This window comes from Streptomyces sp. NPDC030838, assembly GCF_055572035.1.
In genome coordinates this window covers 235,273-260,319 of sequence record NZ_JBVIED010000008.1, presented here as the reverse complement: position 1 = coordinate 260,319, position 25,047 = coordinate 235,273, and the positions used below count along the sequence as shown (strand labels likewise).

The 25,047-nt window shown below is 72.6% G+C and carries 21 protein-coding genes; 15 read left to right on the top strand and 6 right to left on the bottom strand.

The window, feature by feature from the left end; translation table 11 throughout:
- The first annotated feature begins 23 nt into the window (after window positions 1-23).
- Both ACZ42A_RS22245 and ACZ42A_RS22240 read left to right on the top strand, forming a co-directional pair.
- Entirely contained in the window at window positions 24-1,067 is a 1,044-nt protein-coding gene (locus tag ACZ42A_RS22245; protein ID WP_468528977.1) for a 3-isopropylmalate dehydrogenase, read from the top strand.
- A 255-nt stretch (window positions 1,068-1,322) separates the two neighbouring features.
- A complete protein-coding gene (locus ACZ42A_RS22240; RefSeq protein WP_468528976.1) occupies window positions 1,323-2,411 on the top strand; it encodes a branched-chain amino acid aminotransferase in 1,089 nt (362 codons plus the stop codon).
- Here ACZ42A_RS22240 and ACZ42A_RS22235 read toward each other — a convergent pair.
- Window positions 2,408-3,847: a cytosine permease gene (locus ACZ42A_RS22235; protein WP_468528975.1), complete on the bottom strand. Its 1,440-nt coding sequence runs from the start codon at window positions 3,845-3,847 to the stop codon at window positions 2,408-2,410. The genes ACZ42A_RS22240 and ACZ42A_RS22235 overlap by 4 nt on opposite strands.
- Window positions 3,848-3,991: 144 nt before the next feature.
- On the opposite strand from ACZ42A_RS22235, the gene ureA reads away from it, so the two are divergent.
- From ureA to ACZ42A_RS22195, 8 genes are all read left to right on the top strand, one after another.
- Complete coding sequence (gene ureA, locus ACZ42A_RS22230) at window positions 3,992-4,738, top strand: urease subunit gamma (RefSeq protein WP_468528974.1); 747 nt, start codon at window positions 3,992-3,994, stop codon at window positions 4,736-4,738.
- Window positions 4,735-6,447 carry an urease subunit alpha gene (locus ACZ42A_RS22225; protein ID WP_468528973.1) on the top strand — a complete coding sequence of 571 codons (1,713 nt, stop codon included), beginning with the start codon at window positions 4,735-4,737 and terminating at the stop codon, window positions 6,445-6,447. The genes ureA and ACZ42A_RS22225 overlap by 4 nt, the downstream gene beginning before the upstream one ends.
- 24 nt (window positions 6,448-6,471) lie before the next feature.
- The gene (locus tag ACZ42A_RS22220; RefSeq protein ID WP_468528972.1) at window positions 6,472-7,494 is read left to right on the top strand and encodes an agmatine deiminase family protein; all 1,023 of its coding nucleotides are present in this window, start codon (window positions 6,472-6,474) and stop codon (window positions 7,492-7,494) included.
- A gap of 26 nt (window positions 7,495-7,520) precedes the next feature.
- On the top strand, window positions 7,521-8,018 hold the full coding sequence (locus tag ACZ42A_RS22215) for a hypothetical protein (RefSeq protein ID WP_468528971.1): 498 nt from the start codon (window positions 7,521-7,523) through the stop codon (window positions 8,016-8,018).
- On the top strand, window positions 8,015-8,617 hold the full coding sequence (locus ACZ42A_RS22210) for a TetR/AcrR family transcriptional regulator (protein WP_468528970.1): 603 nt from the start codon (window positions 8,015-8,017) through the stop codon (window positions 8,615-8,617). Before ACZ42A_RS22215 ends, ACZ42A_RS22210 begins: the two co-directional genes overlap by 4 nt.
- A gap of 135 nt (window positions 8,618-8,752) precedes the next feature.
- Entirely contained in the window at window positions 8,753-9,994 is a 1,242-nt protein-coding gene (locus tag ACZ42A_RS22205; protein WP_468528969.1) for a TolB family protein, read from the top strand.
- 307 nt (window positions 9,995-10,301) lie between these two features.
- Window positions 10,302-11,906: a citramalate synthase gene (gene cimA / locus ACZ42A_RS22200; protein WP_468528968.1), complete on the top strand. Its 1,605-nt coding sequence runs from the start codon at window positions 10,302-10,304 to the stop codon at window positions 11,904-11,906.
- A 107-nt stretch (window positions 11,907-12,013) separates the two neighbouring features.
- Window positions 12,014-13,354, top strand: coding sequence for a hypothetical protein (locus ACZ42A_RS22195; protein ID WP_468528967.1), 1,341 nt, complete (start codon window positions 12,014-12,016; stop codon window positions 13,352-13,354).
- Window positions 13,355-13,357: 3 nt separating this feature from the next.
- Here ACZ42A_RS22195 and ACZ42A_RS22190 read toward each other — a convergent pair whose 3' ends face one another.
- Window positions 13,358-13,858 (bottom strand): N-acetyltransferase, encoded by a 501-nt coding sequence (locus tag ACZ42A_RS22190; RefSeq protein ID WP_468528966.1) that lies wholly within the window; start codon window positions 13,856-13,858, stop codon window positions 13,358-13,360.
- A gap of 42 nt (window positions 13,859-13,900) precedes the next feature.
- Window positions 13,901-14,128 (bottom strand): hypothetical protein, encoded by a 228-nt coding sequence (locus tag ACZ42A_RS22185; protein ID WP_468528965.1) that lies wholly within the window; start codon window positions 14,126-14,128, stop codon window positions 13,901-13,903.
- Window positions 14,129-14,335: 207 nt separating this feature from the next.
- Between ACZ42A_RS22185 and ACZ42A_RS22180 the strand changes: the two genes are divergently transcribed.
- The gene (locus ACZ42A_RS22180) at window positions 14,336-14,899 is read left to right on the top strand and encodes a YdeI/OmpD-associated family protein (RefSeq protein ID WP_468528964.1); all 564 of its coding nucleotides are present in this window, start codon (window positions 14,336-14,338) and stop codon (window positions 14,897-14,899) included.
- An 89-nt stretch (window positions 14,900-14,988) separates the two neighbouring features.
- Here the strand turns inward: ACZ42A_RS22180 and ACZ42A_RS22175 are convergent, their stop codons facing one another.
- Window positions 14,989-15,540 carry a YceI family protein gene (locus ACZ42A_RS22175; RefSeq protein WP_468528963.1) on the bottom strand — a complete coding sequence of 184 codons (552 nt, stop codon included), beginning with the start codon at window positions 15,538-15,540 and terminating at the stop codon, window positions 14,989-14,991.
- A gap of 137 nt (window positions 15,541-15,677) precedes the next feature.
- On the opposite strand from ACZ42A_RS22175, the gene ACZ42A_RS22170 reads away from it, so the two are divergent.
- Window positions 15,678-16,958: a glycosyltransferase gene (locus ACZ42A_RS22170; RefSeq protein WP_468528962.1), complete on the top strand. Its 1,281-nt coding sequence runs from the start codon at window positions 15,678-15,680 to the stop codon at window positions 16,956-16,958.
- A gap of 46 nt (window positions 16,959-17,004) precedes the next feature.
- On the opposite strand, the gene ACZ42A_RS22165 is transcribed toward ACZ42A_RS22170, so the two are convergent.
- Complete coding sequence (locus ACZ42A_RS22165) at window positions 17,005-17,901, bottom strand: DMT family transporter (protein WP_468528961.1); 897 nt, start codon at window positions 17,899-17,901, stop codon at window positions 17,005-17,007.
- A 27-nt stretch (window positions 17,902-17,928) separates the two neighbouring features.
- The gene (gene hpnR, locus ACZ42A_RS22160; RefSeq protein WP_468529068.1) at window positions 17,929-19,407 is read right to left on the bottom strand and encodes a hopanoid C-3 methylase HpnR; all 1,479 of its coding nucleotides are present in this window, start codon (window positions 19,405-19,407) and stop codon (window positions 17,929-17,931) included.
- A gap of 278 nt (window positions 19,408-19,685) precedes the next feature.
- Here hpnR and ACZ42A_RS22155 point away from each other — a divergent pair, with 278 nt between their 5' ends.
- From ACZ42A_RS22155 to ACZ42A_RS22145, 3 genes are all read left to right on the top strand, one after another.
- The gene (locus tag ACZ42A_RS22155; protein WP_468528960.1) at window positions 19,686-20,516 is read left to right on the top strand and encodes an SDR family NAD(P)-dependent oxidoreductase; all 831 of its coding nucleotides are present in this window, start codon (window positions 19,686-19,688) and stop codon (window positions 20,514-20,516) included.
- 430 nt (window positions 20,517-20,946) lie between these two features.
- Window positions 20,947-23,295, top strand: coding sequence for a polysaccharide lyase 8 family protein (locus tag ACZ42A_RS22150; RefSeq protein ID WP_468528959.1), 2,349 nt, complete (start codon window positions 20,947-20,949; stop codon window positions 23,293-23,295).
- Window positions 23,296-23,449: 154 nt separating this feature from the next.
- Window positions 23,450-25,033, top strand: a complete 1,584-nt coding sequence (locus ACZ42A_RS22145) for an acyl-CoA carboxylase subunit beta (RefSeq protein WP_468528958.1) — start codon at window positions 23,450-23,452, stop codon at window positions 25,031-25,033.
- The last annotated feature ends 14 nt before the right edge of the window (window positions 25,034-25,047 follow it).

The following is a 25,047-nucleotide window of genomic DNA, read 5'->3' as shown; positions in this document are numbered from 1 at the left end:
GGGACGAGGAGTAGGGTGCCCGCATGTCTCGCAGCATCAATCTCGCAGTGATCCCCGGTGACGGCATCGGCCAGGAGGTCGTGGCCGAAGGCCTGAAGGTCCTCTCCGCCGTCCTTCCGCAGGATGTGAAGCTGGAGACCAAGGAGTACGACTTCGGCGCCCAGCGCTACCACGCGACCGGTGAGACCCTCACCGACGCCGACCTCGACGACCTGAAGAAGCACGACGCCATCCTGCTCGGCGCCATCGGCGACCCGTCGGTCCCGTCCGGCGTCCTGGAGCGCGGCTTCCTGCTCAAGCTCCGCTTCGCCTTCGACCACCACGTCAACCTGCGGCCGTCCAAGCTGCTGCCGGGTGTCGCCACCCCGCTCGCCGGCCAGCCGGAGATCGACTTCGTCGTCGTCCGCGAGGGCACCGAGGGTCCGTACACCGGCAACGGCGGCACCATCCGCAAGGGCACCCCGCACGAGGTCGCCACCGAGGTCTCCGTCAACACGGCCTACGGTGTCGAGCGCGTCGTCCGGGACGCCTTCGCCCGCGCCCAGGCCCGCCCGCGCAAGAAGCTCACCCTGGTCCACAAGAACAACGTGCTGACCTTCGCCGGTCACCTGTGGACCAACATCTTCAACAAGGTGGCCGAGGAGTACCCCGAGGTCACCACCGAGTACATCCACGTCGACGCGGCGACCATCTTCCTGGTCACCCAGCCCGAGCGGTTCGACGTGATCGTCACCGACAACCTCTTCGGCGACATCATCACCGACCTCGCCGCGGCCGTCTCCGGCGGCATCGGCGTCGCCGCCTCCGGCAACATCAACCCGAGCGGCGAGTTCCCGTCCATGTTCGAGCCCGTGCACGGCTCGGCCCCGGACATCGCCGGCCAGGGCAAGGCCGACCCCACCGCCACGGTCCTGTCCGTCGCGCTGCTGCTGCGCCACCTCGGCTATGAGGCCGAGGCCGACCGCATCGACGCGGCGGTCGCCGCCGACCTCACCGAGCGCGCCGGCAAGCCCGCCCGCTCCACCTCGGAGATCGGCGACGCGCTTGCCGTACGCGTAGCCGGCTGAGGCTCGGCGCGTCACTTCTGACAGAAGCCGTCGGGTCCCCCTCAGGGCGCCCGGCGGCTTCCCCCTGTCCCCGCCGGGTGCCACCATCGACCCCTGGGCCGCCGCCACCCCGTTTCTTCCGCTCGGCGCCGCGCGCGATAATCGAACGCGGAGCCGCGGAATGAGGGAAAGCTCGGACGTCCTAACACTGGCCTGAACTGGCCGGTGCGGGCGGATAAGCGGCCCGTCACTACAACCGGTGAAGGACAACCACTCATGACGACGCCCACGATCGAGCTGAAGCCCTCGGCCAACCCGCTCTCCGACGCGGAGCGCGAGGCGATCCTCGCGAACCCCGGGTTCGGCCGCCACTTCACCGACCACATGGTGACGATCAAGTGGACGGAAGGCCGCGGCTGGCACGACGGCCAGCTCGTGCCGTACGCGCCGATCCCTCTCGACCCGGCCACCACGGTCCTGCACTACGCGCAGGAGATCTTCGAGGGCCTCAAGGCCTACCGCCAGCCCGACGGCTCCGTCGCCACCTTCCGCCCGGACCAGAACGCGCTGCGCTTCCAGCGCTCCGCGCGGCGGCTGGCCATGCCGGAGCTGCCGGTCGAGACCTTCATCGAGGCCTGTGACGCCCTGGTCCAGCAGGACAAGGCGTGGGTGCCGGCGCACGGCGGCGAGGAGTCCCTCTACCTGCGCCCGTTCATGATCGCCACCGAGGTCGGACTCGGCGTGAAGCCCGCCAACGAGTACCTGTTCCTCGTCATCGCCTCCCCGGCCGGCGCGTACTTCCCCGGCGGCGTCAAGCCCGTCTCCATCTGGGTCTCCGAGGACCGCGTCCGCGCCGTCCCCGGCGGCATGGGCGACGCCAAGACCGGCGGCAACTACGCGGCGTCGCTGCTCGCGCAGGCGGAGGCCGCCGCCAAGGGCTGCGACCAGGTCTGCTACCTCGACGCCGTCGAGCACCAGTGGGTCGAGGAACTCGGCGGTATGAACCTGTACTTCGTGTACGGCAACAAGATCGTCACCCCGACCCTCACCGGCTCGATCCTCGAGGGTGTCACCCGCGACTCCCTGCTCACCGTCGCCCGCGACCTCGGCTTCGAGGCCGAGGAGGGCCGGATCTCCGTCGACCAGTGGCAGCGCGACTCCGAGAACGGCAGCCTCACCGAGGTCTTCGCCTGCGGCACGGCTGCCGTCATCACGCCGGTGGGCACGGTCAAGCGCGATGGCGCCGAGTGGAAGCAGAGTGGGGGCGAGCCCGGCGAGGTCACCCTCAAGCTGCGCCAGGCCCTCCTCGACATCCAGCGGGGCACCGCTCAGGACGCCCACGGCTGGATGCACAAGCTGGGTTAGGCGTCAGCCGCCGTCTTGACGGCCGCCTCGGACTCCGGTTCCGCGGCGGCCGTTCGCTTCGCACGGCCGGTCAGCAGCAGGTACGCCAGTCCGCCCACCGCGCCCGACAGCAGGAAGCTGAAGTCGATGCCGCCGGTCAGCGCCAGCAGCGGACCCTCGTACGACGGCAGCGCCACCGCCAGCACGCCGACGACCGCGCCCAGTGCCCAGGAGACCGTGGCCGGGATGTTCCAGCCCGCCGTGAACCAGTACGCTCCGCCCCGCGCCCGGCGGTTGTACACCTGGAGCGCGTCCGCGTCGTAGACCCCGCCGCAGCGGACGAAGCCGATGAGGGTGATGACCGCCCACGGCGTACCGATGGCCGTCAGCAGCAGCACGAACGACGTCATCGCCGTCTGCGCCTCCATGGCGAAGTGCCCGGCGAACACGCACGCCGTGGCGATGACGGCGACCGCGCAGGTGGCCCGGGCGCGCGACAGCCGGGGCAGGATGGCGTCCAGGTCGAGGCCCATCGAGTAGAGCATCAGGCCCGCGTTGCCCACCGACCCGGCCGAGGCGGCGAGCAGCAGCGGCAGCAGGTACCAGGTGGGGGCGGCCTCGGCGAGCGGGCCCGCGTAGTCGAGGGCGGCGCGGGCGGCGTACGAGGTGAAGGTGCCGAAGAGCTGCGGCACCAGGAGGCCGAGCAGCAGGCCGAGCCAGGTCGCGTGCAGCACCTTGCGGGAGGTGTGGCGGGCCGGGGAGATGTAGCGGGTGTAGTCGCCGAGCAGGGTGATGAAGGCGACCGGACCGGACAGGCCCGCGGCCACCGCCGCCAGGAGCCACGTCGGCCAGAACCCGCCGAGCAGGTAGCCGCCGGCCTCCGGGAGCGCCGCCGTGGTGAAGTCCGGCGCGTAGGCGAAGACGCCGAGGACGAGCAGGGCCGTCATGCCGATCGCGAGGAGCCGGGACATCGCCAGCAGCACCCGGTAGCCGTAGACCGCGCCCGCGACGGTCGCCGCGGCCAGCAGCCCGTAGACCAGGACGTACGCCGGCTCGCTCGCGGGCAGGCCGAACAGGCGGCCCAGCACGCTGACCGTCACGTCGCCGCCGATCCACACCGTCAGCGCGGTGTAGCCGAGGGCCAGCAGCAGGCCGACGACCGAGCCGACGAGCCGTCCGCGCACCCCGAACTGGGCGCCGGACGAGGTCGAGAGGTTGGTGGCGGTGCGCAGCGAGATCAGCGCCAGCGGGGCGGTGAAGGCGATGCCGGCCAGGGTGCCCACCACGATCGAGCTGACCGACGCCCACCAGCCCAGTCCGAAGGACGGCGGTAGCCAGCCGAAGACGATCACTCCGAGGCAGAGATTCGAGCCGAGCAGGATCGACACCAGGTCACGGGGCGTGCTGGTGCGTTCCTCCTCGGGGATGGTGTCCACTCCGCGCTGTTCCATCGGCATGGCTGGTCTCCTTCGACGCCGCCTGACAGTTTGAACGGCGCTCAATGTGACGTGGCTCAAGCTGGCCAGTCAATGCTTCGATTGGAAGAATCTTATGTTTAGAGTGATGCTCTAACCCGGGGAAGGCAAGGAGGTGCCCGCGTCATGAGACTGACCCCCACGGAACGTGACCGGCTGCTGCTCTTCGGAGCCGCCGAGCTGGCCCGCGCCCGCCGGGCCCGCGGCCTGAAGCTCAACGTGCCGGAGGCCACCGCGCTCATCGCGGACACCGTCTGCGAGGCCGCCCGCGACGGAAAACGGCTCGCCGAGGCCATCGAGGCGGCCCGGACCGTGCTCGGTCCGGACGACGTGCTGCCCGGCGTCGCCGACGTGGTCACCGAGGTCATGGTCGAGGCCGTCTTCGACGACGGCTCCCGGCTCGCGGTGGTCTCCGACCCCCTCGGCGGCGGCCTGGGCGAGCAGGGCCCGGGCGCGCTGCTGCCGGGGCCCGAGCACGCCGACCCCGATCCGGTCGTCCGGCTGACCGTCACCAACACCGCGGGCGTTCCCGTCTCGGTGACCTCGCACTTCCACTTCTTCGAGGCCAACCCGCGGCTCGACTTCGACCGCGCGGCGGCCTACGGCATGCGGCTCGCCGTCCCCGCCGGATCCTCCGTGCGCTTCGGACCCGGCGAGCGTGCCGAGGTGGGGCTCGTGCCGATCGGAGGCGACCGGATCGCGATCGGCTTCGCCGGGCTCGTCGACGGACCGCTGGACGCGCCCGGCGCCCGCGAGGAGGCGCTGCGCCGCGCCGCCGCCTGCGGCTACCTCGGCGTATCAGACGCAACCGATGGCGTATCGGACACAACGGATGGCGTATCGGACACCACTGATCAGGAGGTCGAGCGATGAGCCGCCCCGGAGGGCACCCCGCCGAAGCCCGCCGCCTCACCCCGTACGAGTACGCCGCCACCCACGGCCCCCGCGCCGGCGACCGCGTCCGGCTGGGCGACTCCGGACTGACCATCAAGGTCGAGTCCGACGCCCAGCGGTACGGCGACGAGTTCCTGGCCGGATTCGGCAAGACCGCCCGCGACGGACTGCACCTGAAGGCCGCCGCCGTCCGCGAGACCTGTGACGTCGTCATCAGCAACGTCGTCGTCATCGACGCGGTGCAGGGCATCCGCAAGGTGTCGATCGGCATCCGGGAGGGGCGGATCTGCTCCATCGGACGGGCCGGGAACCCCGACACCCTCGACGGGGTCGACGTCGTCGTCGGCACCGGCACCTCGATCGTCTCCGGCGAGGGCCTGATCGCCACCGCCGGAGCCGTCGACACCCACGTCCACCTGCTGTCGCCGCGCATCATGGAGGCCTCGCTGGCCTCTGGGGTCACCACCATCATCGGCCAGGAGTTCGGGCCCGTGTGGGGCGTCGGCGTCAACTCGCCCTGGGCGCTGAAGCACGCGTTCAACGCCTTCGACGCCTGGCCCGTCAACATCGGCTTCCTCGGCCGGGGTTCGTCCTCCCACGACGCCCCGCTGATCGAGGCGCTGGCCGAGGGCGGCGCGTCCGGCTTCAAGGTGCACGAGGACATGGGCGCCCACACCCGCGCCCTGGACACCGCGCTGCGGGTCGCCGAGGAGCACGACGTGCAGGTCGCCCTGCACAGCGACGGCCTGAACGAGTGTCTGTCGGTCGAGGACACGCTCCGGGTGCTGGAGGGCCGTACCATCCACGCCTTCCACATCGAGGGCTGCGGCGGCGGACACGTCCCCAACGTGCTGAAGATGGCGGGCGTGCCGAACGTCATCGGCTCCTCCACCAACCCCACCCTGCCCTTCGGCCGGGACGCGGTCGCCGAGCACTACGGCATGATCGTCTCCGTCCACGACCTCAAGCCCGACCTTCCCGGCGACGCCGCCATGGCCCGCGACCGCATCCGCGCCGGCACCATGGGCGCCGAGGACGTGCTGCACGACCTGGGCGCGATCGGCATCACCTCGTCCGACGCGCAGGGCATGGGCCGCGCGGGCGAGACGGTCCGCCGTACCTTCGCCATGGCCGGGAAGATGAAGGCCGAACTCGGCGCCCCGGACACCGACCACGACAACGAGCGCGTCCTGCGCTACATGGCCAAGCTGACCATCAACCCGGCCATCGCGCACGGCCTCGCCCACGAGGTCGGCTCGATCGAGGTCGGCAAGCTCGCCGACATCGTGCTGTGGCGGCCGGAGTACTTCGGCGCCAAGCCACAGCTCGTGCTCAAGGCCGGTTTCCCGGCGTACGGCGTGGTCGGCGACCCCAACGCGGCCACCGACACCTGCGAACCGCTCGTGCTCGGACCGCAGTTCGGGGCGTACGGCGCCACGCCCGCCGACATCTCCGTCGCCTTCGTCGCCCAAGCCGCCCTCGACCAGGGCCGCGACACCATGCCCACCCGCCGCCGCCGGGTCGCCGTACGCGGCACGCGCGGTATCGGGCCGGCGGATCTGCGCCTCAACTCCCGTACCGGATCGGTCGACGTCGACCAGCGCACGGGCCTCGTGACGCTGGACGGAGAGCCCCTGCGCTCCGACCCCGCCGACTCGGTCTCCCTCAACCGCCTCTACTTCCTCTGATTCCTCTGACTCCGGGACATCTTCATGACCTTCCGCATGCCCCCCGAGTGGGCCCCGCACGAGCGCACCTGGATGGCCTGGCCGGGCCCCAACCCGACCTTCACCACCGACGAGGAGCTGGCCGAGGCCCGCGCCGCCTGGGCCTCCGTGGCCCGCGCCGTGCGCCGCTTCGAGCCGGTGACGATGGTGCACGGCCCCGGCCAGGGCGACTCCGCGCGCGAGCTGCTCGGCCCGGACATCGACCTCGTGGAGCGTGAGCTCGACGACGCGTGGATGCGTGACATCGGCCCGACCTTCGTGACGGACGCGGAGGGCCGGCTGGCCGCCGTGGACTGGGTGTTCAACGGCTGGGGCGGCCAGGACTGGGCCCGCTGGGAGCACGACTCGAAGATCGCCCGCCATGTCGCGGACCTGGCCGGGGTGCCGATCCTGAGCAGCGCGCTCGTCAACGAGGGCGGCGCGATCCACGTCGACGGCGAGGGCACGGTCCTGCTGACCGACACCGTCCAGCTGGGCGCCGGCCGCAACCCCGACTGGACCCGCGAGCAGGTCGAGGCGGAGATCCACGCCAAACTCGGCACCACCAAGGCGATCTGGCTGCCGCACGGCCTGGCCGGCGACTACGGCATGTACGGCACCCAGGGCCACGTCGACATCGTCGCGGCCTTCGCGCGGCCGGGCACCGTGGTCGTGCACAGCCAGCGCAACCCGGCCCACCCGGACCACGTCCGCTCCCAGATGTACCTGGAGATCCTGCGCAACCAGACCGACGCGAAGGGCCGCCGCCTGGAGGTCGTCGAGATCCCCGCGCCCACCGTCCTGAAGGACGAGGAGGGCGACTGGGTCGACTACTCGTACATCAACCACTACCTGTGCAACGGCGGCGTCGTGCTGTGCGCATTCGACGACCCGAACGACGAGATCGCGGCGGGCATCTTCCGCCGCCTGTTCCCCGAGCGGACCGTCACGCTGGTGGACGCCCGGCAGATCTTCGCGGGCGGCGGTGGCATCCACTGCATCACCCAGCAGCAGCCGAAGGTCCGGTGACGGCGCGCGTCGGGTAGAACATACGGGTGAACGTCCTGGTCTGCGCGGCATGCGGCCGCCCCCTCACCGAGCCGGTGCGGCTGCTGCCCGAGCTGCCCGAGCGCCCCGCGTACGACGGCGTGCCGCTCCCCGACGGGACGCGGCACGCCCCGTCGACCGTTCCGCGTGGCTGTTACGCGGTGGACCCGGAGCCGAGCGGGGCGCCGTTCGTGCCGCACCCCGACCCCGAGTGGGTCGGGGCCGCGGTCCCCGGCGTATGCGTGTCCGACCCCGAAGGCCAGGGGTTCCTCATGTCCGCCGGGCCGCGCGACACCCTGGTGGTCCACCCCGAGGACACCCGGGACTTCCTCGTCCGCAACCCCGACTCCGGCGAGGTCGGGTGCTGCGGCAGTCCCGGGCGTGAGGGTCCCAACAAGGTGTGCGGCGGCTGCGGCACCCCCGTGGCCACCCAGTTCAGCGAGTGCTACGGCCCGTACGAGACGCACTTCCTGCCCGATGCCGTCCGGTTGGAGGCCGCCCCGTGAGCAGCCGCCGCCGCACCCCGGCACCGCCCCGCGAGGAACTGCTCGCCGCCGCCATGGAGATGATCGCCGAGCGCGGTCTGGAGAAGCTGACCATGGCGGCGCTCGGCCGCGAGGTCGGCATGAGCAGTGGCCATCTCCTCTACTACTTCCACTCCAAGGACGAGCTGCTGCTGCAGACCCTGGAGTGGAGCGAGGGGCGGCTGGGTGCCGAGCGTGGCCGACTGCTCGCCCGCGCCGCACCGGCCCGGGAACGCCTCGACGCGTACGTCGACCTGTACGTCCCCGACGGCCACCGCGACCCGCACTGGACGCTGTGGCTGGAGGTCTGGAACCGCTCGCAGAACGCCGACGACGACGCCCGCGAGCGGCAGGCCGCCATCGAGGGCGCCTGGCACCGCGACCTGGTCGCCCTGCTCGCCGAGGGCGTCTCACGCGGCGAGTTCCGCCCCGTCGACCCCGACCGCTTCGCCGCTCGGCTGCGGGCGCTGCTGGACGGCTTCTCCATCCACGTCGCCATCGGTCTGCGCGGCACCGACCGGGCGCAGATTCTCGGCCACGTACGGGAGTTCCTGGACCAGACCCTCCTCGCGGACGTCTGAGTCCCTGCCCGGGTTGTACGCAATACGGGCGATTGACCCGGCCCGCGTGGTGCGTTTGGCTTCTCGGAGCCCTCGGCGCGGGGCCGGGGGAGATGCGTCAGACCAGGGGGAAGTGTGCACAGAACCATGCGGGGGATGTCCGTCGCGGTGCTCGCGGGGGCGATGGCCGTGGTGTCGGCGGCCTCGGCGGGAGCGGCACCGGAGCCGCGGACCGAGCGGGTCACCGTGTCGGCGACGGGGGAGCAGCTGAACGGGGCGTCGGACGGACCGCGGCTCAGTGACAGCGGGCGCTACGCCGCCTTCTCCTCGTACGCCTCGGATGTGGTGCCGGACGACACCAACGGGCAGCCCGATGTGTTCGTCCGCGACCTGCGCCGGGGCACCGTCGAGCGGGTCAGCGTGGCGTCGGACGGCACCCAGGCCGACGCGGCGAGCCACTACGTCAGGGTCAGCGGCGACGGCCGGTACATCGCCTTCACGTCCCGGGCGACGAACCTCGTCCCGTGGTCCAAGCCGCAGCCCTCCTACAGCGACGCGTACGTCCACGACCGCCGCACCGGGAAGACGGAGCGGGTCAGCATCGCCGCCGACGGCGGATCCGGAGGCGTATTCGACAGCCTGGACATGTCCGGTGACGGCCGCCATCTGGCCTTCACCGCCTCGGCGTCCCGGATCGAGGGCGGCGACGCGCCCCACCAGACACGCGCCTACGTCGTCGACCGCCGCACCGGCGAGACGCGCAGGATCAGCGACCGCCTCCCGGCGGACTGGTACGTCCAGAACCTCCGGCTCAGTGCCGACGGCGGCAAGCTCGCCTACATCCAGCGCCACCCGCGCGGCGGGCGCGGCGAGCTGTGGCTGGCCGATCTGCGCACCGGCGAGCAGAAGCAGCTGAACCTCACCCCGGAGGGCGACCCCACCAACGGCGGGCCGGCGGGTCTGTCTCTCTCCGCGGACGGCAGCCTCGTCGCGTACTCGTCGTTCGACGACAGCGTGGTCCCGGAGGCCCCGGCGTACACCTGGGAGCTGTACCTGCACGACACCCGGACGGGCGGCACCCGATGGATCACCCACGAGGGCGCGGGCGGACTCGGCGCGGGCGTGCTCAGCGCCGACGGCCGCAAGCTGGCCTTCCAGCGGGAGACGACCCTGCCGAGCGGCGAGACCGCTGACAACGTGTACGTACGGGATCTGCGCACCGGGCGCACCACGCTCGTCACCGAGTCCGTCACCGGCGGCCCGCTCACCGAGGGCTACACCGCGCCCTCCGGCTTCGCCCGCGACGGCCGCCTGCTCGGCCTGTACTCGTCCTCGTCGCAGCTGGTGCCGGGCGACACCAACGGGGAGGGCGACGGCTTCGTCCACCGTGTGCGGTGAGTGATCCGGGGCTCGCATACTGAGACAACCGTGAGCACGGGGGCGCGCTTGTGCCAGACTGCCCCCGTGCTCTCGTTCGCCATGATTATTGGCAGCAGGCGCGCCGGTCCGCAGTGACCGCCTCGTACGACCCGGTACGGGCGGACACCGTCGTCCTCGACCCGCGCGCAGACCTCTCGCACCCGCGAGAGGTTTTTCGTTTTCCTGGCCCACCCTCAGCCGGGAGGAGAGCGCGAGGGATCATAGAAGGACGGTGGAGCCGGTCATTCCGGTAGACCGAGATCCAACACAGGAGCCTTCAACCACCATGACGGAAACCAGCGAGCTCGACGACTCCTTCCACGTCTTCGACACCACCCTGCGCGACGGCGCCCAGCGCGAGGGCATCAACCTCACGGTCGCGGACAAGCTGGCCATCGCACGGCACCTGGACGACTTCGGCGTCGGCTTCATCGAGGGCGGCTGGCCCGGCGCGAACCCGCGCGACACCGAGTTCTTCGCCCGCGCCCAGCAGGAGATCGCCTTCAAACACGCCCAGCTGGTCGCCTTCGGCTCCACCCGCCGGGCCGGCACCACCGCCGCCGAGGACCCCCAGGTCAAGGCGCTCCTCGACTCGGGCGCCCCGGTGATCACCCTGGTCGCCAAGTCCCACGACCGCCATGTCGAACTGGCCCTGCGCACCACGCTCGACGAGAACCTGGAGATGGTCCGCGACACCGTCTCCTACCTCAAGGACCAGGGCCGCCGGGTCTTCGTCGACTGCGAGCACTTCTTCGACGGCTACCGCGCCAACCCGGAGTACGCCAAGTCGGTCGTCCGCACGGCGAAGGAGGCCGGCGCCGACGTGGTGATCCTCTGCGACACCAACGGCGGCATGCTCCCGGCGCAGATCCAGGCGGTGGTGGGGACGGTCCTCGCGGACACCGGTGCCCGGCTCGGCATCCACGCCCAGGACGACACGGGCTGCGCGGTGGCGAACACGCTGGCCGCCGTCGACGCGGGCGCGACCCACGTCCAGTGCACGGCCAACGGCTACGGCGAGCGGGTCGGCAACGCCAACCTCTTCCCGGTGGTGGCCGCGCTGGAGCTGAAGTACGGCAAGAAGGTGCTGCCGGAGGGCAAGCTGCGCGAGATGACGAGGATCTCGCACGCGATCGCGGAGGTCGTGAACCTCACCCCCTCCACCCACCAGCCGTACGTCGGCCTCTCCGCCTTCGCGCACAAGGCGGGCCTGCACGCCTCCGCCATCAAGGTCGACCCGGACCTCTACCAGCACATCGACCCCGAGCAGGTCGGCAACACCATGCGGATGCTGGTCTCCGACATGGCGGGCCGGGCGTCGGTGGAGCTGAAGGGCAAGGAGCTGGGCATCGACCTCGGCGGCGACCGCGAGCTGGTCGGCCGGGTCGTGGAGCGCGTGAAGGAGCGGGAGCTCAAGGGCTACACGTACGAGGCTGCGGACGCCTCGTTCGAACTCCTGCTCCGCACGGAGGTCCAGGGCAAGCCCCTGCGCTACTTCGAGGTCGAGTCCTGGCGGGCCATCGTCGAGGACCGCCCCGACGGCACCCACGCCAACGAGGCCACCGTCAAGCTGTGGGCCAAGGGCGAGCGGATCGTCGCCACGGCGGAGGGCAACGGCCCGGTCAACGCCCTCGACCGGGCCCTGCGCGTCGCTCTGGAGAAGATCTACCCGCAGCTCGCCAAGCTCGAGCTGGTCGACTACAAGGTCCGCATCCTGGAGGGCAAGCACGGCACCCAGTCCACGACCCGGGTCCTGATCTCCACCTCGGACGGGACGGGCGAGTGGTCGACGGTCGGCGTCGCGGAAAACGTGATCGCCGCGTCGTGGCAGGCCCTGGAGGACGCGTACACGTACGGGCTGCTGCGGGCGGGCGTGCAGCCGGCGGAGTAGACGGTCGTCACGAGCCGTGGGCATCGGTCCCGAGGGACGTCGGTTGTCCGGCTCCGCATTTCGGGGCCGATGCCCATATTGGGTGGCTTTGAGGTAGCTTCGAACGTATGAAGGCCGCACTGGCGCGTACCTTCGTACGCCTCCTGATCGTGCCGGTCACCGCCGCACTGGCGGTGCTGTCGGCCGGTGCGCCGGGAGCGCACGCGGCCACCGATCTCTCCGAGGTCGCCCAGGCCCTGCGGGAGAGCCCCGTCTACGTCGATCCGGCCGCCGCCGACGTGCTGTCCGAGGCGGACGCGGAGGCGCTCGCCGACAAGATCGAGGACGCGGACAAGCCCGTGTTCGTGGCGGTCCTGCCGGCCGACCAGCCGACGGAGAATCTCTTCCGCAACCTCCGTACCGAGACCGGCATCACCGGCCTGTACGGCGTGCGGGTCGGCGACCGCTTCGACGCGCGCGCCGACAGCAGCGTGCTGAGCCGCCAGGGCGTGTCCAACCTGGTCACGGCCGTGCAGGACGCGGGCGACGCCAAGGCCCAGCTGAACGACTTCGTCGACGACGCCCTGCGCGGCGGCGTCCGCGGCTCCGCCCCCGCCTCCTGGGGGTCCGCCGACACCGGTGTCTCCACCACCGCGCTCATCACCACCGGCGCGGTGCTCGCCGCGGGCGGCGCCGGGGCGTACGCCCTCGTCCGCCGCAACCGGCGCCGCCACGAGGACGAGCAGCGGGCGGCGCTGGAGAAGCTGCGCGTGGTGGTCGACGAGGACATCACCGCGTTCGGCGAGGAACTGGACCGCCTCGACTTCCGGCCCGGGGACCCCGCGGCCGACGACGCGATGCGCGCCGACTACGAACACGCCCTGGACGCCTACGACACGGCGAAGGCCAGAATGGCGGCCGCGCGGAAACCGGAGGACGTGAAGCCGGTCACCGAGTCCCTGGAGGACGGCCGGTTCGCGCTCGCCAGGCTGGCCGCCCGCCGCGAGGGCCGGCCGCCGCCCGAACGCCGGCCGCCGTGCTTCTTCGACCCGCGCCACGGCCCGTCCGTCGCCGACGTCACCTGGACGCCGGAGGGCGGTGCCACCCGCGAGGTCCCGGTCTGCGGGGCCGACCAGGCCCGGCTGGCCGACGGTCGCGACCCCATGATCCGCGAGGTCGACACCGAGTACGGCCGCCGCCCCTACTGGGACGCGGGCCCGGCCTACGGCCCCTGGGCGGGCGGCTACTTCGGCGGCGGCATCCTCCCCGGCCTGCTGATCGGCACCATGCTCGGCAGCATGATGGCCACCCCGTCCTACGCGGCCGACTACGGCGCCGGATACGGCGACTTCGGCGGCTACGAGGGCGGTGACGTCTCCGGCGCCGACTTCGACACCGGCGACTTCGGGGGCGGCGGCTGGGGCGGCGGCGACTTCGGCGGGGGAGGCGACTTCGGCGGCGGCTTCTGAGGCCTACGCCCGATCGGGCAGCCGCAGCCACTCCTGCCAGGTCAGATCCCGCCCGATGAACCGGGGCCGCTCGAACGGCCAGTCCTCGGCGATCCAGCGCGGCACGAACGCGTCCAGCGCCCGCTCCAGCGCACCGCCGACCTCCTCGTCCACCACCCACCAGGAGATCTCCGCGTCGGCGCCCCGCTTCTCCGGCGGATCGATGTAGACGCAGCCGCGCAGGGCGGTGCGGTCCGGGTTCTCGACGGTGTAGTTGAACGACTGGTGGGCCTCGATCTCGGCGGCGTGCCGCTCCAGGTCCGCGCGGTTCGCCTCGTACGACATCGTGGCCGTCGGCCAGCCCCAGGCGGGCCCGAAGACCGACCAGAGCCGCTCCCGCGACCCCATCACGGCGGGGTAGTCGAGCGGCGCGTCGGCCCCGCTGATCGGCCGCAGCCGGTGGCCTCCGCCGCCGGGTATCTCGACATGCACGGGATGGACGAAGTCGCGCGGCAGCCAGGTCATGGGGGCGAGCCAACCACGCGAACACCCCACCGCGCACCGGGTTTACCCGCCGCCCCAGCGCCCGGCCCCGCGGGCGTACCGCTCACCCGCGGCATGCCACCACTTCGGCGGCGACTTCCCGGCCGCCCCGGCTGTGGGCTGCTCCGGGTGCAGTCCGAGCCGCCGCAGGGCCGACGCCGCGACGGCCACCGTGACCCAGGCCCGCCGGCGGCCGTCGAGTCCGGGGGCGCACATCCGGTCCCAGTGGACGTCTCCCGGCGGGAACGGCATCCAGTCGATGCCGCGCTCCCGCAGTCAAGCGTGGACGACGGTCAGGGGGTGGGGATGGCCGTGGTCGATCTCGTAGGTCTTCAGGACGACCCAGGCGCGGCCGTCCGGTTCCGGTCGGGAGTCTTCGGTCATGCCGACCATGATGCGGCTGCAACCAGCCCGCCATCTAGGCCGGTTACTGTCCTATACCCGGCCTACCGTGCTCCCATGACCACTGAGGAGTCGCTCGTCTTCGAGACCGTCGCCGACCTCGACGGCTGGCTCGCCCGGCATCCCGCCCCGCACCCCGGCCTGTGGGTGAAGGTCGCCAAGAAGGGCTCGGGGCTGCCGTCCGTCACCGCCGCCGAGGTGAACGACGCGGCGCTCTGCCACGGCTGGATCACCGGGCAGCGCAAGGCTCTCGACGCCTCCCACTACCTCCAGCGGATCACGCCGCGCCGCCCCGGCAGCCTCTGGTCCATGGTCAACGTACGGCGGGTCGAGGAGCTGTCCGCCGCCGGCCGGATGCGCCCCGCCGGGCTCGCGGAGGTGGCGGCGGCGCAGGCGGACGGGCGCTGGGCGGCGGCGTACGAGTCGCAGCGCCACGCGACCGTCCCGGACGACCTCGCGGCGGCGCTGGAGCGCAGCCCCGCGGCCAGGGCGGCCTTCGAAGGGCTCGGCAGGACGGACCGGTATCTGGTGATCCTGGATCTGCTGCGCGCCCGGACACCGGAGCGGCGGGCCGCCCGGCTGGCGGCCGCGGTCCGGAAGCTGGAGCGGGGGAGCGGCTGAGGGCGGCGGTGGTGGGAAGGCGAGCGCCCGCCCTCCCTACGGGGGGAGTGGAGGGCGGGCGCGCTCGGGGGAACGGCGGAGCCGTCGGCTCACGCGTTCTTGATCGCCGAGATGTCGAAGTTCAGCTTGACCTTGTCGGAGATCAGGAAGCCGCCGGTCTCCAGCGCCGCGTTCCAGGTCAGGCCCCACTCGGAGCGCAGGATCGTCGCCTTGCCCTCGAAGCCGACGCGCTCGTTGCCGAACGGGTCCTTCGCGGCGCCGTTGAACTCCAGGTCGATGGTGATCGGCTTGGTGACGCCGAGGATCGACAGGTCGCCGGTGATGCGGTAGTCGTCGCCGCCCAGGGACTCCGCCTTGGTGGAGCGGAAGGTCATGGTCGGGAACTCATCGGTCTTGAAGAAGTCCGCGCTCTTGAGGTGACCGTCGCGGTCGGCGTTGCCGGTGTCGATGCTGTCCATCTTGACGTCGATGGACGCGGTGGACTTCGACGGGTCGGTGCCGTCGAGGTGCAGCGAGCCGCTGAAGTCGAGGAACTTGCCCTTGACGTTGGTGACCATGGCGTGGCGGGCGACGAAGCCGATGGTCGTGTGGGCGGGGTCGAGGGTGTAGTCGCCGGTCAGGGTGGCCAGGTCGAGGGTCATGGCGTTCTCCTTGGGGACGGAACGTTGAATGTTCAACTAGGTGAACGAAACCCACCGTAGACCTATTCCATTCAATCTTCAACATCATTGGCGAAGTGTCGCGATTGGAACAATGGCCGGGGTGGTACCCAGTGCCCGTGCCTTCGGTCGCGGTCCTGGTCGAGCTGATGAGGAGCGACACCTCGGGCGGCCACGTCAAGTGCTGGGAGCGCTTCGCGGAGAGCGCGGCCCGGCTGCCGGACCCTGCGCCCGGCCTCGACCTCACCGTCTACTTCCTCGGCGCCCGCGAGCGCGTCGAGGCCCTCTCGCCCCGCGTCCGCCTCGTCATGCTCCGGCCGGTGCTCGACTCCGGCGCGTTCACCTCCGCCCGCGGCGCCGAGGACGTGACCGACCTGGCCCCCTACCACCCGCGCCTCGCGGCCCTTCTGCCCCGCCACGACGTCTGGCACCTCACGCACGGCTTCGCCTACGCCACCACCGCCGTCCGGCTCGCCCGCGGGGGCGGGCCGGTGCCGCGCCTGGTGGCCTCCGTGCACACCGACGTCCCCGCCCTCGCCTCCGTCTACGCCCGCTACCTGGCCGCCCGCCGGCTGCCCGGTGCGGGGCCGCTGCTCGCGCGGGGCGCCGAGCGGTGGCTGCGCCGACGCCGCGACCGCCTGCTCGACGCCTGCGAACGCGTCCTGGCGCCCACCCCGGCGGGCTGCGCCGAACTGGCCCCGGTCCTCGGCGCCCACCGGGTCGCCCTGCTCCGCCGCGGCATCGACCACGCACGCTTCCGCCCCGACCCCACGGCGCGCTCCCGCCTGGCCCGCGTCTACGGCATCCCGGCCGACCGCCCGCTGATCCTGTTCGCCGGCCGCCTGGACGCCACCAAGGGACTGCCCCTGCTGGCCGAGAGCGTGCGCCGGCTGCGCGCGCGGGGGAGGCCCGTCCACCTGGTGCTGGCGGGCGCGGGCGCGGAGGCCGAGCCCGTGCGCCGGTCCCTCGCCCCGGACGCCACCCTGCTCGGCCCGCTCCCGCAGGACCGCCTGGCGCACGTCTACGCCGGCTGCGACCTCTTCGCCTTCCCCTCCCGCACGGAGACCTGCGGCAACGCCGTCGCCGAGGCCATGGCCGCCGGCCTCGCCGTCCTGCTCCCCGACGGCGCCCACACCACCCAGTGGCTCACCGCACCCGGCGAGGACGGCATCGTCGTACCCGACGACACCCCCGCCGCCTGGACCACCGCCCTCACCACCCTCCTCGACGACCCACCCCTCCTCACCGCCCTACGCCACCGCGCGGCGGCCACGGCCCGCGCCAGCCACCCCTCCTGGGACCGTGTCCTCACCGAGGACCTGCTCCCCGTCTGGCTGCCCCGCACGGGGGTGCCGTCGCCCCAGCCGGTGCGCGACCGCCGTCGAACGGCCGGTCGCTGACCGGGCGTTCATCGTCTCCCCGGGAAGCCCGCCACCGACCGGGCGTTCATCGCCCCCGCCGCTCCACCGCGGCCCCCCGCACCTTCCGTTCGTGCAGTGCCGCGACCACCGGTGACGAGTCCAGGCTCACGATGCCCGCGCCCACCAGCGCCAGCCCCGTCACGGTGAGCGCGCTGACCGGCCAGCCGGTGGTGAGGGACTCGCCGAAGACCAGGGTGCCGACGGTCACCGCGACCACCGGCTCGGAGGCGTCGATGACCGTCATGCTCGCGGCGAGGGGGCCCTGCTGGAAGGCGGTCTGGATGAGGAGCAGGCCCCCGAGGGAGGCCGCCACCAGGGCGTAGGTCTGCCAGGCGGCCAGCGCCGCGCCGGGGCCGTGCCGGAGGCGGTCCACGGTCGCGGCGAGCAGGACGGACTGGGTGCCCATGACCGTCCCGGCCGCCAGTGCCGTCGCCGAGGCCCGCCACGGTCCGGACAGCCGGCGGGCGGCGGCCAGCGCCGCGCAGACGACGGTCGCCGTGCCGCCCAGGATCAGCAGCCACTCCGGCAGACTCGCCGCCGCCGGGCGGCCCCCGTGCGGCCGGGCCGAGGCCAGCGCCGCGGCCAGCCCGGCGGCCACCGCGGCCGTACCGAACCACTCCCGGCGCCCCAGCCGCATCCGGTGCAGCCGCGCCGACAGCGGCACCGCGAAGATCAGTTCGGCGACGATCAGCGGCTGCACCAGACTGAGCGGCCCGAAGGCGAGTGCCAGCGACTGGAAGCCGTACGCCAGGACGGCCAGCGCGATCCCGCACAGCCACAGCGGATCGCGGGCCAGCCCGCCGAGCAGCCGCAGACGCAGCGCCTCGGAGTCCGGACGCGCGCCCGCGGCCCACTGCTGGAGCAGCCCCGCGACGGCGAAGCACGCTCCCGCGGCGAGCGAGGCGAGCACGGCGATCGGCATCGGTCGGACAGCCCCCTCCCCGCGGCGCTACTGGGTCGTTCCCCGGCTCCGCGTGTGTACGTACAGCTTGCGCCGGTCGCCGACGTCGACGCGCTGCGGCAGCGGCAGTTCGTAGCGGACCGGCATGGCGTGGTCGGCGAGCTGCCGCCGCGGGTTGTACACCTGGTTGAACTTCCACAGCATCCGGGCGAAGTTGGTCTGCCCGTGCAGCAGGTTGCGGCCCAGGACGCGCGCCGCGCGGAAGGCGGTGCGGACCCCGAGGTGCTTGCGGTTGATCACGGCCTGGGTGCTCACCAGCTCCTCGTAGAACCGCTCCAGCGGCAGCGTCGTCGGCACCACCGCGTGCTGGATGTCGAAGAGCCGGTAGTCCCGCGTGGTCAGGCGCCGGGCCTCGGTGTGCCAGATCTCCGTGCCGGGATACGGCGTCATCACCGTGAAGTGCACGATCTCCGGCACGGACAGCGCGAACTCCCGCACCACGCGGAACTGTTCCTCGTCCCACGCGGGATCGACGATCAGGTTGATGGCGACCGCGATGCCCATGCGCCGCGCGGCCTCCAGGGCCCGGAAGTTCTCGTCGGGGCTGATCCGCTTGCGGTACAGGTCGAGGCCCTCCGCGTCGATCGCCTCCATGCCGAGGAACATGTACTTCAGCCCGAGCCGCGCCCACCGTTCGAAGACCTCCGGGTGACGCAGCAGCACATCGCTGCGGGTCTCCAGGTAGTAGCGCTTGCGGACCCGCCGCCGCTCCACCTCCGCGGCGATCGCGTCACCGTGCTCGGGCCGGATGAACGCCACGTCGTCGACGATGAACACGTTCGGCTCGCGGATCGACGCCAGCTCCGCGGCCGCCGCCTCGGGGGAGGCCTTGCGGTAGCTGCGGCCGTAGAACGTCCACGCGGAGCAGAACGAGCAGTCCCAGGGGCAGCCGCGGGTGAACTCCACGGAGGCGCACGGGTCCAGCTCGCCGATGAAATAGCGCCGCCGGTTGCGCATCAGGTCGCGGGCGGGGAGCGGGCTGTCGATGCCGTGCAGCATCAGCGGCGCGGGCCCGCGGCCCGCCGCGGTGACGATGCCCGGCACGCCGTCGACCCCTCCGTCCCGTACGGCCTCCAGCAGCGGTGCGACCGCCGGTTCCCCCTCGCCGCGCACCACCGCGTCGACCGCGCCCTCGGCCTGCTCCAGCACCTCTTCGGCGACGAAGGACACGCTGTGGCCGCCGAGGAAGACGAAACAGCCCGGCACCGCCCGCTTGACCTCCCCGGCCAGTTCGATCGCCTCGGGGACGTTGGCCAGGTAGTTCAGCGAGATCCCGAGCGCCTCCGGCCGGAACGACCGCACCTCGGCGCGCAGCCGCTCCCGGCCGAGCACCTGGAGGTCGACGACCCGCACCTCGTGCCCGGCGGCGCGCGCGGCACCCGCCACCCGTTCGAGGCCGAGGGGTTCCAGGCGCAGGAAGATCTCCGAGTACATCAGGGCACTGGGGTGGACGAGCAGCAGACGCATGGACACCTCCGGGGGTCTCCCCTTGGTAACCCGGACCCTCGCGCCCCGCAGCGCCCGTACCGCCGCCTGGCGGCACCGCACGGCCCGCAGGAGTGGTTCCGCCCCACGGGGTACCGGATCCGGGAAGCGCCTGCCCCGCCCGCCGCCGGAACCGCACACGCCGGTCGGGTGAGCGGGGACGGCGGACGGGCGGCAGAACTGGCGCCGGGGACCGCTTCGGCGGTGTCCTGGAAGACGTGCTCCGGAAAACCGGACCGACTGCGCAGGGAGACCGACCCGTGACCCACACCGGCTCCACCTCCGATCCCCGGGCGAGCGCCGCCCCCGCTCCGTCCGTGGCCCGGACTCCCCGGCCGGCGCGCCGCGACCGGCCCGTGGCCCTGGTGACCGGTGCGTCCTCGGGCATCGGCGCGGCCACCGCCCGCCGTTTCGCCGAGGGCGGCTGGCAGCTGCTGCTCAGCGGACGGGACCGGGACCGCCTGGCGGAGACGGCGGCCGGCACCTCCGCCGTCGTGCTGCCCGCCGACCTCGCCGCTCCCGGCGGGCCGCGGTCGCTGGCCCGCTCCGCGCTGGACGCGGCCGGGCGGATCGATCTGCTGGTCGCCGGGGCGGGCATCGGCTGGGCGGGCCCGTTCGTCACCATGCCGCACGACGTCATCGACGGCGTCCTCGCCGTGGACCTCGCCGCCACCCTGCACCTGGTCCGGGAGGTGCTGCCCGCCATGGTGACGGCGGGCCGGGGCCGGGTGGTGCTGGTCGGGTCGGTCGCGGGCTGTGTGGGGGTGCGCGAGGAGGCGGTGTACTCGGCCGCGAAGGCGGGGGTGGCCGCGTTCGCCGAGTCGCTGCGGCAGGAGCTGCGCGGCACCGGGGTCGGCGTGACGCTCGTGGTGCCCGGCCCGGTGGACACCGAGTTCTTCGCCCGCCGCGGCACCCCCTACCGCCGCTCCCGGCCCCGCCCCACCTCGCCCGGCAGCGTCGCGGGCACGGTCTGGGAGGCGGTCGCCCGGGGCCGGGACGAGGCGTACGTCCCCGGCTGGCTCACCCTGCCGGGCCGGGTGCGCGGGCTCGCCCCCGGCCTGTACCGACGGCTCCTGAACCGATTCGGCTGAACCCGGGCCGCGCCCGAGTGGCTACGGCCTCCGCCCTGTTGTCCACGCGCCGGATCCCACCCGAACGCCTACGGCCCGCCCCGCTGCCCGAACGGCCGCGCCGCGCCTCGTCCCCCCGTGCCAGCTCTCGCCCGAACGTCTACGGCCCACCCCGCTGCCCGAACGTCCGCGCCGCGCCTCGTCCCCCCGTGCCAGCTCTCGCCCGAACGCCTACGGCCCGCCCCATTCCCCACGTGCCGGGTCCCGCCTGCACGGCTACGGCCCGCCCCGCTGCCCGAACGGCCGCGCTGTGCCCCGTTTCCCCGCACCAGGTCCCGCCCGCCCGGCCACGGCCCGCCCCGCCGTCCAAACGGCCGCCAGCCGCCCCGCCACCCGAACGGCCCCGCCCCGCCCCGTTCCCACCCACCGTCTCTCCTGCTAGGGCATGGGCATGACGATGGAACGCGAACCCAGAGCCGCCGCCCATGCCGCACTCACCCGCAGAGCCGTCCTCCTCGCCGCCACCCTCGCCATGACAGCCACCGTCCACCCCCGGGCCCACGCCGCCGCGGACCCATACGACACCCTGCGCCGCCGCTGGCTGGACCTCGCCCTCGGCACCGGCTACGACCCGGCCGCCGCACCCTACGCCGCCCGCCTCGCGGAGACCGGCGACCTCGCCCGAGGCTTCCACGCCACCCTGCCCGGGACACCGGCGCCGAACTCCCTGTGGCCGGACACCCCGTACGACCCGCCCGCCGGCATCACTCGCGCCTACGGCCGCCTGTGGACCATGACCCGGGCCTACGTCCAGCCCGGCACCGGCTCCACCGGCGACCCCGACCTGCTCGCGGCCGTCCTGCGCGGTCTCGACCACCTCGCCGCGACCGTCTACCACCCCGGCACCACCCGCTACGGCAACTGGTGGGAATGGCAGATCGGCAGCCCCCGCCTCCTGATGGACATCACGGCCGCCCTGTACGACCACCTCGGCGCCGACCGGATCGCCGCGGCCTGCGCCGCCGTCGACCACTTCATCCCCGACACGATGCTCGCCGACTACTCCGGCACCTCCACCGGCGCCAACCGCGTCGACCTGTGCCGCTCCGTCGCCCTGCGCGGCATCCTGGGCCGCGCCCCGGACCGCATCGCCCTCGCCCGGGACGCGCTGTCGCCCGTCTTCCCGTACGTCACCCGGGGCGACGGCCTCTACGCCGACGGCTCGTTCGTCCAGCACACCTGGGTCGCCTACTCCGGCACCTACGGCCAGGTCATGCTCGACGGACTCGGCCGCCTCTTCGCCCTGCTCGCCGGCTCCGCGTGGGAGGTCACCGACCCGAACCGGCAGATCGTCCTCGACAGCGTCGAACGCGCCTACGCCCCGCTGATCCACGACGGACTGGTGATGGACATGGTCAACGGGCGGGCCATCAGCCGGGGGTATCTCGCCGCCGACGAACGGCGCGTGCTGCGCAGCGACCACTTCCACGGACAGGGCATCATCGCGGCCATCGCCCTGCTCGCCCTGGGCGCGAGCCCCGCCGAGCGGGACCGCTGGCACGCCGCGGTGAAGGGCTGGATCGAACGTGACCGGGTGAGCCCCATTCTGACGGCTCGTCAATTCGACGTGGCGGATCTGGCCCGGCTGCACACCATCGCCGCCGCCCCCGTCCCGGCCGCCCCCGAGCCCGTCGGCCACCGCCTCTTCCCGGCCATGGACCGCGCGGTCCACCGCCGCCCCGCCTTCACCGCCGGCCTCGCCATGGCGAGCGACCGCATCGCGTACTACGAGTGCGGCAACGGCGAGAACCCGCGCGGCTGGCACACCGGCGCAGGCATGCTCTCCTGGTGGGCGCCGGGCCTCGGCGACCAGTACACCGACTGGTACTGGCCCACCGTCGACTGGTACCGCCTGCCCGGCACCACCGTCTCCACCAAGCGGCTGCCCGACCGCGCGGGCGGCGAGTGGGGCGCGCCCAAGCCGGACGTCCGCTGGGTCGGCGGTACCACCGACGGCGAGTTCGCGGCGGTCGGCCAGCACCTCAAGGGCCTCGGCTCGACCCTTCAGGCCCGCAAGTCGTGGTTCTTCCTCGCGGACGCCGTGGTCTGCCTGGGCGCCGGCATCAGCTGCGCGGACGGCGTCCCGGTCGAGACGGTCGTCGACAACCGCAACCTGGGGGAGGGCGGCACCCAGACGTTCGTCCGGGGCCCCGGCTGGGCCCACCTGGAGGGCCACGGTGGCTGGCTCGTCCCCGACGGCGACCTGCGCGCCCTGCGGGAGGACCGCACCGGCGCCTGGTCCGACATCAACACCACCAGCACGACCGAGCGGCGCACCCGGCGCTGGCAGACCCTCTGGCTCGACCACGGCACGGACCCGGCGGACGCCGGCTACCTGTACGTCCTCATGCCGGGCGCCTCCCGTCGTACGGTGGCGGCCCGCGCCGCCGACCGCCGCTGGCTGTCGGTGCTCGTCAACGACGCCGCCTGCCAGGCGGTGACCGTGCCGGCGCTCGGCCTGACGGTCGCCAATTTCTGGCAGCCGGGGACGGCGGGCCCGCTCACCGCATCGGCCGGCGCGAGCGTGCTGCTGCGCCGCCACGGCCGTACGGCCACCCTCTGCGTGAGCGAACCGCCCCGCACCGGGACCCCGCTGGAGATCGTCTGGGACCATCCGGTGCGCGGGGTGATCCGGGCGGATGAGACGGTGGACGTGCTCGCCACGGGCCGCCGGCTGCGCCTGCGTGTCACTCCGGGGATGGCATGTGCCACCCATGAATGTGAGGTGGCTGTCGGCTGAAGACTTTGTTGAACCTCTACAACGGTCAGGCCCTCTGAGCAGTCGGAAGGCCTGCATACCCCTGAGGTTCTGTTCAGGGGTACCAGGAAAACGAGCCGGAGACTGTACGGAGTCGACGGCTCGCTTTCCTTGGTCTCCTTCGTAAGGTCGCTACATGACCGTTTTGGATGAGGCGACGGGTGAGCCGACGGACGCGCGCGGCCGGGTGGCCGAGCTGCACGAGATCCGTGCGCAGGCAGTGGCGGGCCCGAGCGAGAAGGCGACCGAGGCGCAGCACGCCAAGGGCAAGCTGACCGCCCGGGAGCGTATCGAACTGCTGCTCGACCCGGGGTCCTTCCGTGAGGTCGAGCAGCTGCGCAGGCACCGGGCGACCGGCTTCGGCCTGGAGGCCAAGAAGCCGTACACCGACGGTGTCATCACCGGCTGGGGCACGGTGGAGGGCCGCACGGTCTTCGTCTACGCCCATGACTTCCGGATCTTCGGCGGCGCGCTGGGCGAGGCCCACGCGACGAAGATCCACAAGATCATGGACATGGCCATCGCGGCGGGCGCGCCCCTGGTGTCCCTGAACGACGGCGCGGGCGCCCGTATCCAGGAGGGCGTCTCCGCCCTCGCCGGCTACGGCGGCATCTTCCAGCGCAACACCAAGGCGAGCGGTGTCATCCCGCAGATCTCGGTGATGCTGGGCCCGTGCGCGGGCGGCGCGGCGTACAGCCCGGCCCTGACGGACTTCGTCTTCATGGTCCGCGACACCTCGCAGATGTTCATCACCGGACCGGACGTGGTCAAGGCGGTGACGGGTGAGGAGATCACCCAGAACGGCCTGGGCGGCGCGGACGTGCACGCGGAGACCAGCGGCGTCTGCCACTTCGCGTACGACGACGAGGAGACGTGCATCGCCGAGGTGCGCTACCTCCTCTCGCTGCTCCCGCAGAACAACCGCGAGAACCCGCCGAGGGTGGAGTCGTCCGACCCGGTCGACCGCCGCTCGGACGTCCTCCTGGACCTGGTCCCGGCGGACGGCAACCGGCCGTACGACATGGCCAAGGTGATCGAGGAGATCGTCGACGACGGCGAGTACCTGGAGGTCCACGAGCGCTGGGCGCGGAACATCATCTGCGCGCTGGCCCGTCTGGACGGCCAGGTGGTCGGCATCATCGCGAACCAACCCCAGGTGCTGGCAGGCGTCCTGGACATCGAGGCATCGGAAAAAGCTGCACGCTTTGTCCAGATGTGCGACGCTTTCAACATCCCGATCGTCACCTTCCTGGACGTCCCCGGGTTCCTCCCGGGCGTCGACCAGGAGCACGGCGGAATCATCCGGCACGGCGCGAAGCTCCTGTACGCCTACTGCAACGCGACGGTGCCGCGGATCTCGCTGATCCTGCGCAAGGCGTACGGAGGTGCCTACATCGTCATGGACAGCCAGTCCATCGGTGCCGACCTCACCTACGCCTGGCCGACGAACGAGATCGCCGTGATGGGCGCGGAGGGCGCGGCCAACGTCATCTTCCGCCGCCAGATCGCCGAGGCGGACGACCCCGAGGCCATGCGGGCGCGCATGGTCAAGGAGTACAAGTCCGAGCTGATGCACCCGTACTACGCGGCCGAGCGAGGCCTGGTCGACGACGTGATCGACCCCGCGGAAACCCGTGAGGTCCTCGTCAAGTCCCTGGCGATGCTGCACACCAAGCACGCCGACCTGCCCTCCCGCAAGCACGGCAACCCCCCGCAGTGACCCTGAGGAGCCTG

What these genes read in the sequence shown, in the direction of transcription:
- ACZ42A_RS22220 (WP_468528972.1), top strand. Translation starts at nt 6,472, where the DNA reads ATGACCTTCCGCATGCCCCCCGAGTGGGCCCCGCACGAGCGCACCTGG.
- ACZ42A_RS22240 (WP_468528976.1), top strand. Translation starts at nt 1,323, where the DNA reads ATGACGACGCCCACGATCGAGCTGAAGCCCTCGGCCAACCCGCTCTCC.
- ACZ42A_RS22195 (WP_468528967.1), top strand. Translation starts at nt 12,014, where the DNA reads ATGAAGGCCGCACTGGCGCGTACCTTCGTACGCCTCCTGATCGTGCCG.
- ACZ42A_RS22245 (WP_468528977.1), top strand. Translation starts at nt 24, where the DNA reads ATGTCTCGCAGCATCAATCTCGCAGTGATCCCCGGTGACGGCATCGGC.
- ACZ42A_RS22205 (WP_468528969.1), top strand. Translation starts at nt 8,753, where the DNA reads ATGTCCGTCGCGGTGCTCGCGGGGGCGATGGCCGTGGTGTCGGCGGCC.
- cimA (WP_468528968.1), top strand. Translation starts at nt 10,302, where the DNA reads ATGACGGAAACCAGCGAGCTCGACGACTCCTTCCACGTCTTCGACACC.
- ACZ42A_RS22175 (WP_468528963.1), bottom strand. Translation starts at nt 15,540, where the DNA reads ATGACCCTCGACCTGGCCACCCTGACCGGCGACTACACCCTCGACCCC.
- ACZ42A_RS22180 (WP_468528964.1), top strand. Translation starts at nt 14,336, where the DNA reads ATGACCACTGAGGAGTCGCTCGTCTTCGAGACCGTCGCCGACCTCGAC.
- ACZ42A_RS22185 (WP_468528965.1), bottom strand. Translation starts at nt 14,128, where the DNA reads ATGCCGTTCCCGCCGGGAGACGTCCACTGGGACCGGATGTGCGCCCCC.
- ACZ42A_RS22225 (WP_468528973.1), top strand. Translation starts at nt 4,735, where the DNA reads ATGAGCCGCCCCGGAGGGCACCCCGCCGAAGCCCGCCGCCTCACCCCG.
- ACZ42A_RS22235 (WP_468528975.1), bottom strand. Translation starts at nt 3,847, where the DNA reads ATGCCGATGGAACAGCGCGGAGTGGACACCATCCCCGAGGAGGAACGC.
- ACZ42A_RS22190 (WP_468528966.1), bottom strand. Translation starts at nt 13,858, where the DNA reads ATGACCTGGCTGCCGCGCGACTTCGTCCATCCCGTGCATGTCGAGATA.
- ACZ42A_RS22150 (WP_468528959.1), top strand. Translation starts at nt 20,947, where the DNA reads ATGACGATGGAACGCGAACCCAGAGCCGCCGCCCATGCCGCACTCACC.
- ACZ42A_RS22165 (WP_468528961.1), bottom strand. Translation starts at nt 17,901, where the DNA reads ATGCCGATCGCCGTGCTCGCCTCGCTCGCCGCGGGAGCGTGCTTCGCC.
- ureA (WP_468528974.1), top strand. Translation starts at nt 3,992, where the DNA reads ATGAGACTGACCCCCACGGAACGTGACCGGCTGCTGCTCTTCGGAGCC.
- hpnR (WP_468529068.1), bottom strand. Translation starts at nt 19,407, where the DNA reads ATGCGTCTGCTGCTCGTCCACCCCAGTGCCCTGATGTACTCGGAGATC.
- ACZ42A_RS22145 (WP_468528958.1), top strand. Translation starts at nt 23,450, where the DNA reads ATGACCGTTTTGGATGAGGCGACGGGTGAGCCGACGGACGCGCGCGGC.